This window comes from Mycobacterium paraffinicum (assembly GCF_025822865.1).
Classification (GTDB): Bacteria; Actinomycetota; Actinomycetes; order Mycobacteriales; family Mycobacteriaceae; genus Mycobacterium; species Mycobacterium paraffinicum.
Map to the genome: position 1 here is coordinate 428970 of NZ_JACKUR010000016.1, position 13872 is coordinate 442841.

Here is a 13872-nt window from a genome sequence, read left to right on the forward strand (position 1 = left end):
CCGAGGACCCCTGATGGACGTCATCCGCAAAACAGCCCATGACCATCGTGTTCGGCCCAACCTGACGGACTACGAGCACGAGCGCGCCCAGTTCCACTGGTCCGACATACCGGATCTGTGCGAAGGCATGGGACCCGGCCTGTGCAACATCGCCTACGCCGCCCTTGACCGTCACACCGCCGGGCCGGCCGCGACGCGAACGGCGTTGCGGTTTGTCCTCGATCGCCCCTCGGACGGCGTGATCACCACCCACGACCTCAGCTACGCCGAGCTCGGCCGACTCTCCAGGAAATTCTCCAGCGCGTTGCGCTCGTTGGGCGTCAACCGGGGCGACCGGGTTTTCATCGTGATGGCCCGTGGCCCCGAGCTCTATATCTCGATGCTCGGCGCGCTGCGCAACGGCAGCATCGTCTCGCCGTTGTTCTCGGCCTTCGGGCCGGAGCCGATCGCGACCCGAGTCAACCTCGGGCGCGCCGACGTCCTGGTCACCACGAGGGCGATCTACCAGCGCAAGATCGCCAAGATTCGTGACCGGCTGCCGTCGGTGCGGCACATCTTCGTCGTCGATGACGGGCAGGGCGGCGGTGCGCCGGAGGGGACCCTCGACTTCTGGCAGTGGGTGAACGCGGCCGACGATAACCCGCCGGTCGAGCCCACCACCGCCGACGACCCGGCCTTGCTGCACTTCACCAGCGGGACCACGGGTACGCCGAAGGGCGCCATCCACGTGCACGGCGCCGTTGCGATGCACTACGTCACCGGCCTGTACGCGCTCGATCTGCACCCCGACGACACCTATTGGTGCACGGCCGATCCCGGCTGGGTGACGGGGACGTCCTACGGCATCATCAGCCCGCTGCTGCACGGGGTGACGTCCATCGTCGACGAAGCGGAGTTCGACGCCGAACGGTGGTACCGCATCCTGCAGGACCAGGGCGTGTCGGTGTGGTACACCGCGCCGACCGCCATCCGGATGCTCATCAAGGCGGGACCGGAACTGCCCGCGCACTACCACTTTCCGCGGCTGCGTTTCATCGCCAGCGTGGGCGAACCGCTCAACCCCGAAGCCGTCTGGTGGGGAAAACGGGTGCTGGGCTTGCCGATTCACGACAATTGGTGGCAGACCGAGACGGGCGGCATCATGATCGCCAACACGCCCGCGTTCGACATCAAGCCCGGCTCGATGGGCCGTCCGCTGCCCGGGGTGGACGCTTTCGTCGTCCGCAGCAACGACGACGGCACCGTCGAGGTGATCGACGAACCCGGCGTCGAGGGTGAGCTCGCGCTCAAACCCGGCTGGCCGTCGATGTTCCGCGGATACCTGAACGCCGAGGAGCGCTATCGCAGCTGCTTCGCGGACGGGCTATACCTGACCGGGGATCTCGCGACGAAAGACGCCGACGGCTACTTCTGGTTCGTCGGGCGCAAGGACGACGTGATCAAGTCCGCGGGGCATCTGATCGGGCCGTTCGAAGTGGAGAGCGCGCTGACCGATCACCCGGCGGTGGCCGAGGCGGCCGTCATCGGCATACCCGATCCGACGGTCGGTGAGATGGTCAAAGCCTTCGTCACCCTGAAGGACGGTGTCGTCGCCGACGAAGACCTGCGGCTGGAACTGCTGGGCCACGCGCGCAAGCGGCTCGGAGCCACGGTGGCGCCCAAGGAGATCGAGTTCGTCGACTCCCTGCCGCACACCAGCAGCGGCAAGATCATGCGGCGCCTGCTCAAGGCCCGCGAACTGGGACTGCCGGAGGGCGACACCTCCACCATCGAGCAGCACCCGGCCCACCAATCCGAGGGAGTACCGTCGTGACCGATACGAAGCTGGCCCATGAGCTGTTGTCGGACATGATCCGCGTGCGGCGCATGGAGGAAAAATGTGCCGAGCTCTACAGCGCGGCCAAGATTCGCGGCTTCCTCCACCTCTACGTCGGTGAGGAAGCCGTGGCCGCCGGATCGCTGCGGGCGCTGGCCGACGACGACGCGGTGGTCGCGACCTACCGTGAGCACGCGCACGCCTTGTTGCGGGGCATCCCGATGACCTCGATCATGGCCGAGATGTTCGGCAAGCAGGAGGGCTGCTCGCGTGGCCGCGGCGGTTCGATGCACTTGTTCGACGGGTCCAAGCGGTTCTACGGAGGCAACGCGATCGTGGCCGGTGGCCTGCCGCTGGCGGTGGGCATCGCTATGGCCGACGCCATGCTGCAGCAGAAGCGCGTGACCGCCTGCTATTTCGGCGACGGAGCGGTGGCCGAAGGCGCCTTCCACGAGTCGTTGAACATGGCGGCCCTGTGGAACCTTCCGGTGCTGTTCTGTTGCGAGAACAACCTTTACGCGATGGGCACCGCGCTGGATCGGGCGCAGTCGCAGACCGATCTCGCCGCCAAGGCGGCCGCCTACCGCGTGCCGACGCTGGCCGTCGACGGGATGGACGTCGAAGCGTGCCACACGGCCGCGCAGGAGGGGGTCGATCACGTCCGCGACACCGGCGGCCCGTTCTTCATCGAATTCCGCACCTACCGGTTCCGGGCGCATTCGATGTTCGATCCCGAACTGTACCGGGACAAGGGTGAGGTCGAACGGTGGCGCGAGCGGGACCCGATCCAGGCGTTCACCGAGAAGTGTTTGGGCGACGGCACATTGTCCGAGGCGGACGTGCGTGAGCTCGAAGACGCGGCGGCCACCGAGATCGCGGACGCGGTGGCGTACGCCGAGGCCGGAACCTGGGAGGACGTGGCGGATCTCGAACGCGACGTGCTGACTCCGGAGGCGGCGCGATGAAGACCAGCTACCGAACCGCCGTGCACGATGCCCTGCGCGACGCCCTGCGCGATGACGCGCGGGTATTGCTGATGGGCGAGGACGTCGCGCGTTACGGGGGAACGTACGCCGCCTCCAAGGGCCTGCTGGACGAATTCGGCCCCGACCGCGTGCGGGACACGCCGCTGTCGGAACTGGGCTTCGTCGGGATCGGAATCGGCGCGGCGCTGGGTGGGTTACGCCCGATCGTGGAGGTCATGACGGTCAACTTCAGCCTGCTGGCTCTCGACCAGATCGTCAATACCGCTGCGGCCCTTCGCCACATGTCCGGCGGCCAATTCTCGGTACCGCTCGTCGTCCGGATGGCGACGGGTGCCGGGCGCCAGCTCGCGGCGCAGCATTCACACAGCCTGGAGCCGTGGTACGCCCACATCCCGGGCATCAAGGTGGTGGCTCCGGCCACCGTCGAGGACGCGTACGGCATGCTCGGCCCCGCCCTGGCGGACCCGGACCCGGTGGTGATCTTCGAACACGTTCAGCTCTACAACACCTCAACGGATGTCGACGTTCTCACTCCGACGGACATCTCGCGGGCGGCGGTCCGCCGCAGCGGCAACGACGTCACCCTGATCACCTACGGCGGCAGCCTGCCGAAGACGCTCGACGCCGCCAATGAGCTTTCGCTAGCCGGAATCGACTGCGAAGTAATCGATCTGCGCGTCCTGCGCCCACTCGACGACGACACCATCCTCGAGTCCGTCCGCAAGACGCATCGGGCGGTGGTCATCGACGAGGCGTGGCGCACCGGCAGCCTGGCCGGGGAAGTGAGCGCGCGCGTGATGGAGGGCGCCTTCTACGACCTCGATGCGCCGGTGGGCCGGGTGTGCAGCGCCGAAGTTCCCATGCCCTACGCCAAGCACATGGAGGAGGCCGCCCTCCCCCAGACCGCCAAGATCGTCGCCGCCGTGCAGGGCCTGTTCGGGGACCCGTCGTGATCGAGTTCAAGATGCCCTCGCTCGGCTCCGACATGGATGAAGGCACCCTGAACGAGTGGCTGGTCAAGCCCGGGGACAAGGTGACCCGCGGCCAGGTCGTGGCGATCGTCGAGACCACCAAGGCCGCCGTCGAAGTCGAATGCTGGCAGGAGGGCATCGTCAGCGAGCTCGTCGTCCCCGTCGGTGAAACCGTCCAGGTGGGAACGACATTGGCCACCCTGTCGGCACCCGGCGAGCAGCCGGAGAAGCCGGCGCGTCCGTCGCCGGAGGCGGTGACCACAGCGGCGCCCGAACCGGCGGCCACGCCGTCGACCGCACCGTCGCCGCCGCCCGTCCCCAGTGCTCCCCCGACCGCCCCTGGACACCGGCGGTGGGTGTCCCCGGCCGCGCGGCGGTTGGCCCAGTCGCTGGGCGTCGATATCGACGCGGTGAGCGGCACCGGGCCCCAGGGGGCCGTCACCATCAACGACGTTGAGCATGCCGCGGCGGCCAGGCCGGTCGAGGTCAAGCCGGTCGCGAAACCGGCAGCCAAGGCGACGGCGGCCGACCGCGCGACACAGATGCGCAAGTCGATCGCGGCGGCGATGAGCCGGTCGAAGCGGGAGATTCCGCATTACTACCTCGCCGAAGAGATCATGTTGGAAAAGGCGCTGTCCTGGCTGACGACCAGGAATGCGCAGCGATCCATCGACGAGCGGGTGCTGCCGGCCGTCTTGCTCTTGAAGGCCGTCGGAGTCGCCGCACAGCGGTTCGCGGAGTTCAACGGATTCTGGCGGGAAGACGGGTTCGAGCCCGCGGCCGGGGTTCACGTCGGTGTCGGGATATCGCTGCGCGGCGGCGGCCTCGTCGCGCCGGCCATCCACGACGTTCCGGAGAAGAAGCTCGACGAATTGATGGACGACCTCACCGATCTGGTGGCGCGGGCGCGCTCCTTCTCGCTGCGGAGTTCGGAGATGTCGGACCCGACCATCACGCTCACCAACCTCGGCGATCAGGGTGTCGATGCGGTCTTCGGGGTCATCTACCCGCCCCAGGTCGCGATCGTGGGCTTCGGTCAGCCGGCCGAGCGGGTCTGTGTCATCGACGGCGGGATCCGGGTCGTCACAACGGTCCAGGCCACGCTCGCCGCCGACCACCGCGCCAGCGACGGACACCGGGGCGCGCTATTCCTGGCCGCGATCAACGAGCTGCTCCAGCAGCCCGACCTACTAGAAAAGTGATGCGCAATGAGCAATGAAGACATCCGCACCGGCGTGCTTTCGGTGCTGACCACCATCGCCCCCGAAGTCGACCCCGAAGACATTCGCGACGAGGCCCTGCTGCGCGATCAGGTCGACCTGGATTCCATGGACTGGCTGAGCTTTCTGCGTGGGATCCACAAGCGATTCCACGTCGACATCCCGGAGTCGGACTACGCGTCGCTGCGGACACTGGCCGACGTCGTCGGCTACGTGGAAACCAACGCGTCCAAAGTCTGAGCCGCACAGCGCTTTTCGGAGCGCACTCGACAGGGGGTTGGCATGGAGGCTACGAGGCCGGACATCGGCGTGCTCGAACGGGCGGTGCTGCTAGCCTGCCGCGCCCCCTCCGTGCACAACAGTCAGCCCTGGCGCTGGGTGGCCGACGACGGCACCCTGCGCCTCTTCGTCGACCGGCACCGGGCGATGGCGGCCACCGACCATTCCGGCCGCGAAGTGATCCTGTCCTGTGGTGCCGTCCTGAACCACCTCTGCGTCGCCATGACCGCCGCGGGCTGGGAACCGAAAGTCGATCGGTTTCCCGACCCGGATGACCCCGACCAGCTGGCTTCGGTCACCTTCAGCCCGCTAGAGCACGTCACCGAAGCCGAGCACCGCCGCGCCGAAGCGATCCTGCAGCGCCGCACCGACCGGCTTCCGTTGGGGCGACCCACGTATTGGGACATGTTCGAACCCGCACTGCGTGATACGTTCGACGACACCGAGGTCGCCGTCGACGTTCTGCCCGACGATGTGCGACCGCTCCTGGTGGAGGCCTCGCAACTCACCGAGGAGCTTCGCCTCGACGACTCTTACTATCACGCCGAACTCGACTGGTGGACTTCCTCGTTCGCATTGGCCGAGGGGATGCCCCCAACCGCGCTGGCCTCCGACAAGGAGAGCTGGCGGGTCGACGTGGCCCGCAGCTTTCCGATCAGGAGCCATGCGGACCGGCGTGGCGAGGTGAAAGTCGATTGGGCCAAGATCCTTGTGCTGTCGACCCCGCAGGACACCAGGTCGGATGTGCTGCGGTGCGGCGAGGTGCTGTCGACGGTGTTGCTCGAGTGCACGGTCGCCGGAATGGCGACCTGCCCGCTCACCCATCTGATCGAACTCGACGAGAGCCGCGACATCGTGCGTGAACTCATCGGCATGCGCGGCGAGCCGCAGGTGTTGATTCGCGTGGGGATCGCGCCGCCGCTGGAGCACCTGCCGGCGGCGACACCACGACGGCCGCTGAGCGATGTCCTTCAGGTCCGCTAGCGGTTGCGTGGGTGACGGTATGGGCAAGTGGGTAAAGAACTTTGGTCCCGGACCTGCGGGACTTTCGGCCGGCGCTGCGGGCCGGTCTCGGCAATACCATCGAGCGTGTAGTGCCGTCGACGAAGAGGACAACTGATGTCGCTGATCGATAATGGGGTTTCGATCCTGCCGGTGAACGAATGCTGGGAGCTGCTGGCCGGTGTGACGCTGGGGCGCCTGGTCACCAGCGTTGGTAACCAGCCCGAGATCTTCCCGGTCAATTACGTCGTGCAGCGCAATACGGTGCTGTTTCGTACCGCGGAGGGCACCAAGTTGGTCAGCACGGCGATCAACAACCGGGTGCTGTTCGAGGTCGACGACCACAACGTGGCCGAGGGCTGGAGCGTGATCATCAAGGGCACCGCGCGTTCCTGTCGCAGCAACGAGGAAATCGAGGAAGCCGAGCGCGCGCAGGTGCTGCCCTGGACGGCCACGGAGAAGTCGCACTTCGTGCGGATCATTCCCGAGGTGGTCACGGGCCGCCGGTTCCGTTTCGGTGTGCCGGTGGAGTGACCCCCGGCGGCTAGCCCGGCCTGATCCGGCGCGGGCGCGGGACGAATTCCAGCGACAGCAAGACCAGCAGCGCAGCCGGAATATGGTGGGCGCACAACACCACGTAGCGCCGATCGGACAGCGCGTGGAATTTGCGGAGGTAGCGGTACAGGGATTCGAGCCGGATCAGCGGGTCCAGCAAGTGGATCAGCCACAGCGCGATCCGCTGCAGGGGCCCCGGTTGAGCGGCCTCGAAGATTTCCGGGAACGCGGCGAACGCCAGCGAAAGGCGCTGTCCGCCAGTGGCGCCCACGTGGGCGATCATGTCGACGCTGAGCCGCTCGTCGACGCCGTTGGGGGCGCCCGGACGGCGGAACGGCACGTCGAGGCTGACTTCCGATCCCCCGCCGGCGGTCAGGTATCTATGAAACGCGACGGCTCGCCCGCGCTGGTCCCGCGCGATGGCCAACCGGACACCGGGGAAACGGCCTTGCAACGCGCCGTCGAGGTTCATGCAGAAGCCGCGATCGGTGCGTGCGGCGCGGTGAGCGGCGTACAACACCTCGGTCAGCTCGGCCAGCGTTGCGCCGCTGAGCTTTTGTTCGTCGACGATCTCGGTGGTGACACCGCAGTTGTGCGTGCGCTGCACCGCTTGGCGCAGATTGCGAAAGCGGCGGCCCCGAAGGCTGAAGTGACGGACGTCGACGACGACGTCACGCCCGATCGGCACCGATACCATCGGCTGCCCCACGGTGTCCCTGCGCCACAACCGAAGGTGGCGTTCGCCGGCGGCCAAGACGATGATCTGCCATCCCCGGCCGCGGCACATGCGGACGAAATCGGCCACCAGAGCGTCGAATTGCGTCGCATCGCCAATCGGGTCGCCGCTGACCACGGCGAACCCCAGCCGCGAGCGGTAGGCGATCGCCGCGGTGCCATCGGGGTTGAAGTGATAGCTCTTGCCGGAGTGCATGGCGAACGGCGCCAGCGGATCCCCCCGCGTGGCGTTGACCAGCGACCACACCTGGCCCAGCAGCTCCGGCTGCGGTCGGGCCGTGCCGGGTGACATCAGCGCGAGCCCACTGCCGGCGATCAAAACGTTGCCCAGCACGGCCCAGGACAGGAAATGCGCGCCCAGCCCGGCGCCAACCGCGGCGGCCGCGTAGATCGCGTGTGCGGAGGTCACCGGACGGCCGAGAAAGATACCGCGAGCGATCAAAGCGGCCGCGCCCAGTAGCGCCACCGACCAGCCGAACCGACCCGGGGCAACTCGCTCGTAGCCGAGGTACGCTCGTGCGGCCAGGACCACCAGCCAAACCAGGACGCACAGCAGCATCAGCACGCTGATGCGTCGCGCCGCCGGGACGTCGGCGCCGACCAAGACCCGTTCCCCGCCGCGCGCGACGTTGGTTCCGCGGCTCCTGGGGGTGATCTTCACGGGGCCACTAGCGCACGACGAGCACGGAGCATTCGGGGTGGCGGAAGAGGGGATGCCCTTGGGGCCCGACCAATTGGGCGAGCTGGCCGGCCTCGTCGGCGCCGATCACGGCGAGCTGAACCCTCTCGTCGTTGGCGCTCAGGTAACTGGCGATGGCGTGCTTCGTAGTGATCGGGTAGACCCGCACCTCGGGATAGTGCTGCCGCCATTCCGCGACCCGGCGTTCGAATGCGCCGTCGGCGTGCTCGGTGAGTTCCTCGGGCCGGCCGCCGAGCACCAGCATCGGAGCCCTGCGCAACTTCGCCTCCGCCGCAGCGAAATTCACGACGGCGTCGTTGCCGGGTGCGTCCGTCATCCGGACCACGATCCAGTTGATGTCGGGCGCCGGCCGGTCGGATTCGGTCCGTAGGACCGCGACCGGGCAACGGGCCTTCTCGGCGAGCTCCGTCGCCGTCGAACCCACGATGGAGCGCGCGTAGCGTCCGATGCCGACGCAACCCACGCAGATCATCGCCGCATCCCAGCATGCCTCCAACAGCGCCGAGCCGGCCGGGCCCCGCGGCACGTCGGTCTCGATCGCGACCGCCTTACCGGTGGCCTCCACGGCCAACCGTGCTGCATGGAGCGACTTCTCGGCATGCGCGAAGTCGCGCTCGTAGTCTTCCGCGGAATCGTGCGTCGGCTTGATAACGGAGACGAGACGCAATGGGGCGCCGCGGGTGATCGCCTCGTCGACACCCCATAGCGCGGCCGTGATCGCCGCCGCCGAACCGTCGATTCCTACCAGGATTGGTTTCATGATCCGACCTTTCTGCTGTCGAAGGTAGCCACTCCGCACGGTCGGCACTAGGGTCGTTCGGCCTTCCCGCCGCGGACCAATGGGCAACGCGGGCAAAGGCGGGAGCGCTCAGATTGTTTCGACTGACGAACGGATCGGCACCGGCTCGGCGGGCCGCTCCGCCCGCCGCTTGATCGCGAGCATCAGCCCACGGGTCCCCAGTGCTATCAACGGCCTGGCCAGTTCCATCACGAACACTTCGCCCGGGTAGCGCAGGGCAATTCGAGCGCGGGCCAGCAGCCGGACGCGGTCTTCCCAGTGCGGCTGGAGATGAAGGGACAAGACCACGTTCCACCGCGGCTCGGATCGCATCGCATTGAGGACCAGGTATTTTTCGGGCACGATCTCCGCGATGCGTAACGTCAACCCGCCGGGTAACCCCATCCAGCCCTCGGGAGCCAGACGCACCGAATCCCCGACCCGCAGCCCCTTGCTATTTTCCTGCCCCACAACGCTTTCCGAGCTTTCCGGCCCCTGGAAGCCGTAGCCTTCTCTCCTGTCCAGGCCGATCTGCAGGAGCCGGGACCAGACCACGGACGCGGTCGCGTCGATGTCAACCGCCTCGGTCGTCTGCACCGCCGGATCGCTGACCAGGGCGTCACCCGGAACGCGCATCTGCGATTCCGCCTTCGTTGCACCCCAGTTGCGGTAATACCTGCGCGCGCAGTAGAGCACGGTGAGCAACACGGTGGTCTGGGCAATCCGCCTTGACATCTTGGACATGGCGCCAGTCTGCGCGGCGCGTCCCGATGCCTGCGAGGGTCCTTGGTCCTTGGTGGTGCGCCGATATGCCCTGCGCACCGCTGAAGGCCCTAGCCGGCCGGGGTGATCAGGCCGTAATGCCCGTCGTAGCGGTGGTAAAGCACGCCGGCGCAGCCGTAGGCGGCGTGAATGAAGAACAGGAACGGCAGGCCTAGCATGGCCAGCCGCTCGGCGGCCCCCTCTTCGGTGAGGCACGGCAGCGGTTGTTGGCTGATGGTCACCGGTAACGCGTGCTGGCTCACCCGGTCGGCCAGGGCCGGCGCTGCCAGCGCGAGCCGGTAGCCCGTCGGCCCGGCGTGATACAGCACACTTGCGGTGCCGGTGCCCTGCTCCGTGAACAGATGAAAGTCGTAGTCGAGCAGGTCCATTTCGCGGGCGGCATCGTCGACGGTGCAGGGCGCCATCGTGAACGACTTGCGCCGGATGACGCGGCGCTGATCGGCCGGACGAGGGAAATAGTTCGGCCGGTGCGCCGGCTCGGACTCATGCCGCCATTCGTGGGGACCCGCCGGCGGCAGCTCGCCGCGGCGCGCGTCCCGGTGCTCGGCGGCGCGTTCCAGGCGGCGGCGCAATCGCGCCACGAGAAGATCGACCGATTCCCGCGCCGTGTCGGCCTGGACCTGGGCGCGGACCGGTCGGCCATCGACGTCGAGATTGGCTTGCGCGACGACGGGCCGCTGCACCGCCGGGTCGCGATGTCTGGTCAGTCTCACGCGGGCGTGCCGCACCGGCCGGCTTGCGTACCGCGTCAGCTCACCGACCTTGGTGCGGGCGTACTCAGCCGCAGCCGGAAGCTCGTCCCGGATGGTGACCTGCACGTCGATGTCCTGTGGCGGTTCTGGCCTGTGGCGCATGGTCAAAGTGCTACGTCACGAAACCGGCTGCGGGACAGGGCCAAAGGTCACCGGAGTATTCATTGCAGTGCCGCCGCCCGCACCAGCTTGTCCTCGGGCTGGCCGGGGTTCTTGGACGCGTCGGTCTCACGCGCCAAGAAGGCGGTGAGTTCCCCGATCGCGGTCATCAGCGGGGCCGGGAACACGATGGTGGTGTTCTTCTCCACCCCCAGTTCGAGCAGGGTCTGCAGGTTGCGCAGCTGCAGGGCCAGCGGGTGCCGCATCATGGTGTCCGAGGCGTCGCCGAGGGCAGCGGCGGCGCGCGCTTCCCCCTCGGCCGCAATGATTTTGGCCCGCTTCTCCCGCTCCGCCTCGGCCTCGCGCGCCATGGCGCGTTTCATGCTGTCGGGGAGCTGAATGTCCTTGAGCTCTACCAAGGTGACCTCCACACCCCAGTCCACCGTGGTGGCGTCGAGGATCTGGCGAATGCTGCCGTTGATCTTCTCGGTTTGGGCAAGCACTTCGTCCAGGGAATGTTGGCCCACGACATTGCGAAGGGTGGTCTGCGCGATCTGGTCGATGGCGGCGTGGACGTTTTCGATCACCACGACGGCCTTGCGGGCATCGACGATCCGGAAGTAGGCAACCGCGGCGATGTCGACGCTCACGTTGTCACGGGTGATGATGCCCTGCGACTGGATGGGCATGGTCACGATCCGCATCGAAATCCGCCACAGGCGGTCGATGATCGGAATGATGATCCGCAACCCGGGTTCGCGAACGCCGATCACGCGGCCGAGGCGGAAATGCACACCCCGTTGATACTGCTGCACCACCCTGATCGACGCCGCCAGCAACACCGCGACGACAATCCCCAAGGCCACCAGTATTGCGGCAATCTGGCTCATCACCATCTCCTCGATCCGCTTCGCACCGTCACGAAGCCGCCGGAGAGCCGGCGGCCCGCTTGTGAATCCGGGCGGCGAACGCCGCCGCGCGGCCGAGGTCATGCCCGTTCGGCCGCCCCCGGTTTATTCCGCCGATGAATCCGAATGGCCCCACCGTGTCGAACCCCCGGCACGAGAACGATCCGATGACGTCGAACCCCTTCTGCTCGAGCTTCTCCCGAATGGGTTTGTGATAACCCAACAGTGGAACCTCGCGTGCGCCGCTGGTGAAGAACGTGAAGGCCGCGGTGGGGTGGTCGGCGGCCGGAAGCTGACGGATCAGTTTGCGCAGCCTGGCGTCCACCATCATGTAGTAGATGCCGGAACCGAACCCGACGAGGTCGTAGTCGTGAACGATGCCCGGGTCGACCGACTCGGGTGTGACGACCTCGGCACCCAGCACCTCGGCCATCCGATCGGCTACCAGCCGGGTATTGCCATGTGACCTCGAAGCGCACACGATAAGCGTCCTCATGGCCAACTCCTTTGCGAATGTGGCTCAGACGGCTCCATGCTCCGCCGGGATTGGCGGCCCCGGTAAGGGCGCAAAGGCACAGCGCCGTGAGGGCCTTGGTCACTTGTGTGAATCGTCCCTGGTGACAGCCGAAATCGACTGACAACCGGAGGTCCTTCGCGGTCGGGACTTCGGTCCCTATCCACGCGCCCGGCGAACCGGTCGAATAGGGATTGTGACTGTCACACTTCCCGCAACGGATGCCGGTGCGAAGATAATCGTCCTCGAGTCGCATCCGGCCTGGATTTCGGCGCAACGACGGGCCGCCGAGCGCGTCGAGGCGATGCGCCGTCATCCGTCATGGACGGCCCGGCCCTCCGATCGGCCCCAAACCCAGCTCCGGCGGCCCCGGCCGTGACTCGGATGGCGGCGAGGGCGCTGGCGTTGCCGGCCGCCGCGCTCATGCTGTTGGCGGGACCGTCGGGCATGGCGGCTGCCGACAACGGGCGTCCGCAAGCCAAGCCCGAGGAGCGGGCCGCGGCTCTCATCCGGCCGTCCATCATGTACCTCGCCGGTGAAGGTTACGGGCTGGTCCGGCTGCCCAGTGGTGAGGTCCTGTCGCAATTCGGGCGGGGCTCGAGCATGCCGTTCCTGGCCACCTGGCACTGCACGGCCTTCGTCGTCAACCCCGACGGTTGGGTGGCGACGGCGGGCCACTGCGTCGACCCGGCGAGCGCCACACTCCTGATACTCAAACGGGCCGCCCTCGAATACCAGAACGAGTATCCGGATGCGCCAGAGTCGAGCGATCCGGCGGTCACATTGGACTGGCTGCAGAAGAACGCGAGGGTGGAAGGCGACACACCCGGCCAAGGCCCCCACGTGGGCATCACGCTGATGTCGGGCACGGGAACGAAACTCACGGACAAGTTGACCGCCAACGTCGCCGATTTCCGGCCCATGGGGAAGGGCGACGCCGCCCTCCTCAAGATCCCCAAGCGCAACCTGCCGTCGTCGGAACTGGCCACCGATGCCGACGTCACCATCGGGACGCCCGTTCTCGCGGTGGGCTTCCCCGAGAGCACCCAGAACATCACCGGTCCTTCGCTCGACCCCACCTACAAGAGCGGCAAGGTCAGCAAGAGGTCCCTCGCGGGATCCAATCCCGAGTACGAGATCGACGCCGCGATGACCGACGGCATGAGCGGTGGCCCGACGGTCGGACTGAACGGAAAGGTGCTCGGCGTCAACAGCTTCGCCCCGATCAACGAAACACAGCCGTTCAACTTCATCACGCCGGTGGACGGCATCGCCGCGATATTGGCCGGCAAGGGTGTCAAGCCGGCGCTTGGACCCGCGGACCGGTTCTACCGCAACGGGCTGACCGACTTCTATGCGGGTCGCTACACCGACGCGATCGACGAGTTCGACCAGACCCTGGCGATGTCGCCCGGCTACCCCGGTCTGGACGATCTCAAGACGACCGCAGTCAATCTGCGCCAGCAGTACGGGGATTCCTCCCCACTGAGCGGACGAAATCTGTTGTGGTACATCATCATCAGTGTCGTTTCGGTGCTCGGTCTCGGTGCCGGCCTGACCTACCTGGGCCTCAGGCTCCATCGTCGCGTCCCCACGGCGCCCGACGTACAACCGCTTCGTCTGATGCCCAAGCATGAGTTGGCTGCCGGTGAACCGCATTTCTGCGCACATTGCGGGGCCGAGCACCACCCGAGCGAACAGTTCTGCCCGAACTGCGGTAAGCACATAGACCTTCCAGCGGCGCTACGGGGAACCGGATTGATTTCCTGACGGG

At 67.1% G+C, this 13872-nt stretch carries 14 protein-coding genes; 8 read left to right on the forward strand and 6 right to left on the reverse strand.

Going from position 1 to position 13872, the window contains the following annotated elements; all coding sequences use genetic code 11:
- Nucleotides 1-13 precede the first annotated feature (13 nt).
- The 7 genes from acsA (at nucleotide 14) to H7J89_RS07345 (ending at nucleotide 6808) form a co-directional block, all read left to right on the forward strand.
- Nucleotides 14-1813 carry an acetate--CoA ligase gene (acsA, locus tag H7J89_RS07315; RefSeq protein ID WP_264039311.1) on the forward strand — a complete coding sequence of 600 codons (1800 nt, stop codon included), beginning with the start codon at nucleotides 14-16 and terminating at the stop codon, nucleotides 1811-1813.
- Nucleotides 1810-2781 (forward strand): pyruvate dehydrogenase (acetyl-transferring) E1 component subunit alpha, encoded by a 972-nt coding sequence (pdhA, locus tag H7J89_RS07320; RefSeq protein ID WP_264039321.1) that lies wholly within the window; start codon nucleotides 1810-1812, stop codon nucleotides 2779-2781. The genes acsA and pdhA overlap by 4 nt, the downstream gene beginning before the upstream one ends.
- Nucleotides 2778-3755 (forward strand): alpha-ketoacid dehydrogenase subunit beta, encoded by a 978-nt coding sequence (locus H7J89_RS07325; RefSeq protein WP_264039330.1) that lies wholly within the window; start codon nucleotides 2778-2780, stop codon nucleotides 3753-3755. The genes pdhA and H7J89_RS07325 overlap by 4 nt, the downstream gene beginning before the upstream one ends.
- Nucleotides 3752-4975, forward strand: coding sequence for a dihydrolipoamide acetyltransferase family protein (locus H7J89_RS07330; RefSeq protein ID WP_264039338.1), 1224 nt, complete (start codon nucleotides 3752-3754; stop codon nucleotides 4973-4975). The genes H7J89_RS07325 and H7J89_RS07330 overlap by 4 nt, the downstream gene beginning before the upstream one ends.
- A gap of 6 nt (nucleotides 4976-4981) precedes the next feature.
- Nucleotides 4982-5233: an acyl carrier protein gene (locus tag H7J89_RS07335; RefSeq protein WP_264039347.1), complete on the forward strand. Its 252-nt coding sequence runs from the start codon at nucleotides 4982-4984 to the stop codon at nucleotides 5231-5233.
- A gap of 42 nt (nucleotides 5234-5275) precedes the next feature.
- Nucleotides 5276-6256, forward strand: a complete 981-nt coding sequence (locus H7J89_RS07340; RefSeq protein WP_264039355.1) for an Acg family FMN-binding oxidoreductase — start codon at nucleotides 5276-5278, stop codon at nucleotides 6254-6256.
- Between the two features lie 135 nt (nucleotides 6257-6391).
- Nucleotides 6392-6808: a pyridoxamine 5'-phosphate oxidase family protein gene (locus H7J89_RS07345; protein WP_264039362.1), complete on the forward strand. Its 417-nt coding sequence runs from the start codon at nucleotides 6392-6394 to the stop codon at nucleotides 6806-6808.
- A gap of 10 nt (nucleotides 6809-6818) precedes the next feature.
- On the opposite strand, the gene H7J89_RS07350 is transcribed toward H7J89_RS07345, so the two are convergent.
- From H7J89_RS07350 to H7J89_RS07375, 6 genes are all read right to left on the reverse strand, one after another.
- Complete coding sequence (locus H7J89_RS07350; protein WP_372513731.1) at nucleotides 6819-8225, reverse strand: bifunctional lysylphosphatidylglycerol flippase/synthetase MprF; 1407 nt, start codon at nucleotides 8223-8225, stop codon at nucleotides 6819-6821.
- A gap of 7 nt (nucleotides 8226-8232) precedes the next feature.
- Nucleotides 8233-9024: a universal stress protein gene (locus tag H7J89_RS07355; RefSeq protein ID WP_264039370.1), complete on the reverse strand. Its 792-nt coding sequence runs from the start codon at nucleotides 9022-9024 to the stop codon at nucleotides 8233-8235.
- 108 nt (nucleotides 9025-9132) lie between these two features.
- A complete protein-coding gene (locus H7J89_RS07360) occupies nucleotides 9133-9786 on the reverse strand; it encodes an SRPBCC family protein (RefSeq protein ID WP_264039379.1) in 654 nt (217 codons plus the stop codon).
- Nucleotides 9787-9875: 89 nt separating this feature from the next.
- Nucleotides 9876-10679, reverse strand: a complete 804-nt coding sequence (locus H7J89_RS07365; protein ID WP_264039387.1) for a sigma 54 modulation/S30EA ribosomal C-terminal domain-containing protein — start codon at nucleotides 10677-10679, stop codon at nucleotides 9876-9878.
- 59 nt (nucleotides 10680-10738) lie between these two features.
- Nucleotides 10739-11566, reverse strand: coding sequence for a slipin family protein (locus H7J89_RS07370; protein ID WP_264039396.1), 828 nt, complete (start codon nucleotides 11564-11566; stop codon nucleotides 10739-10741).
- 28 nt (nucleotides 11567-11594) lie between these two features.
- On the reverse strand, nucleotides 11595-12080 hold the full coding sequence (locus H7J89_RS07375) for a flavodoxin family protein (protein WP_264039405.1): 486 nt from the start codon (nucleotides 12078-12080) through the stop codon (nucleotides 11595-11597).
- A gap of 402 nt (nucleotides 12081-12482) precedes the next feature.
- Between H7J89_RS07375 and H7J89_RS07380 the strand changes: the two genes are divergently transcribed.
- The gene (locus tag H7J89_RS07380; RefSeq protein ID WP_264039415.1) at nucleotides 12483-13868 is read left to right on the forward strand and encodes a trypsin-like peptidase domain-containing protein; all 1386 of its coding nucleotides are present in this window, start codon (nucleotides 12483-12485) and stop codon (nucleotides 13866-13868) included.
- The last annotated feature ends 4 nt before the right edge of the window (nucleotides 13869-13872 follow it).

Coding starts and splice junctions, on each gene's coding strand:
- acsA (WP_264039311.1), top strand. CDS start 14: ATGGACGTCATCCGCAAAACAGCCCATGACCATCGTGTTCGGCCCAAC.
- H7J89_RS07325 (WP_264039330.1), top strand. CDS start 2,778: ATGAAGACCAGCTACCGAACCGCCGTGCACGATGCCCTGCGCGACGCC.
- H7J89_RS07335 (WP_264039347.1), top strand. CDS start 4,982: ATGAGCAATGAAGACATCCGCACCGGCGTGCTTTCGGTGCTGACCACC.
- H7J89_RS07340 (WP_264039355.1), top strand. CDS start 5,276: ATGGAGGCTACGAGGCCGGACATCGGCGTGCTCGAACGGGCGGTGCTG.
- H7J89_RS07345 (WP_264039362.1), top strand. CDS start 6,392: ATGTCGCTGATCGATAATGGGGTTTCGATCCTGCCGGTGAACGAATGC.
- H7J89_RS07355 (WP_264039370.1), bottom strand. CDS start 9,024: ATGAAACCAATCCTGGTAGGAATCGACGGTTCGGCGGCGGCGATCACG.
- H7J89_RS07360 (WP_264039379.1), bottom strand. CDS start 9,786: ATGTCCAAGATGTCAAGGCGGATTGCCCAGACCACCGTGTTGCTCACC.
- H7J89_RS07365 (WP_264039387.1), bottom strand. CDS start 10,679: ATGCGCCACAGGCCAGAACCGCCACAGGACATCGACGTGCAGGTCACC.
- H7J89_RS07370 (WP_264039396.1), bottom strand. CDS start 11,566: ATGAGCCAGATTGCCGCAATACTGGTGGCCTTGGGGATTGTCGTCGCG.
- H7J89_RS07375 (WP_264039405.1), bottom strand. CDS start 12,080: ATGAGGACGCTTATCGTGTGCGCTTCGAGGTCACATGGCAATACCCGG.
- H7J89_RS07380 (WP_264039415.1), top strand. CDS start 12,483: ATGGCGGCGAGGGCGCTGGCGTTGCCGGCCGCCGCGCTCATGCTGTTG.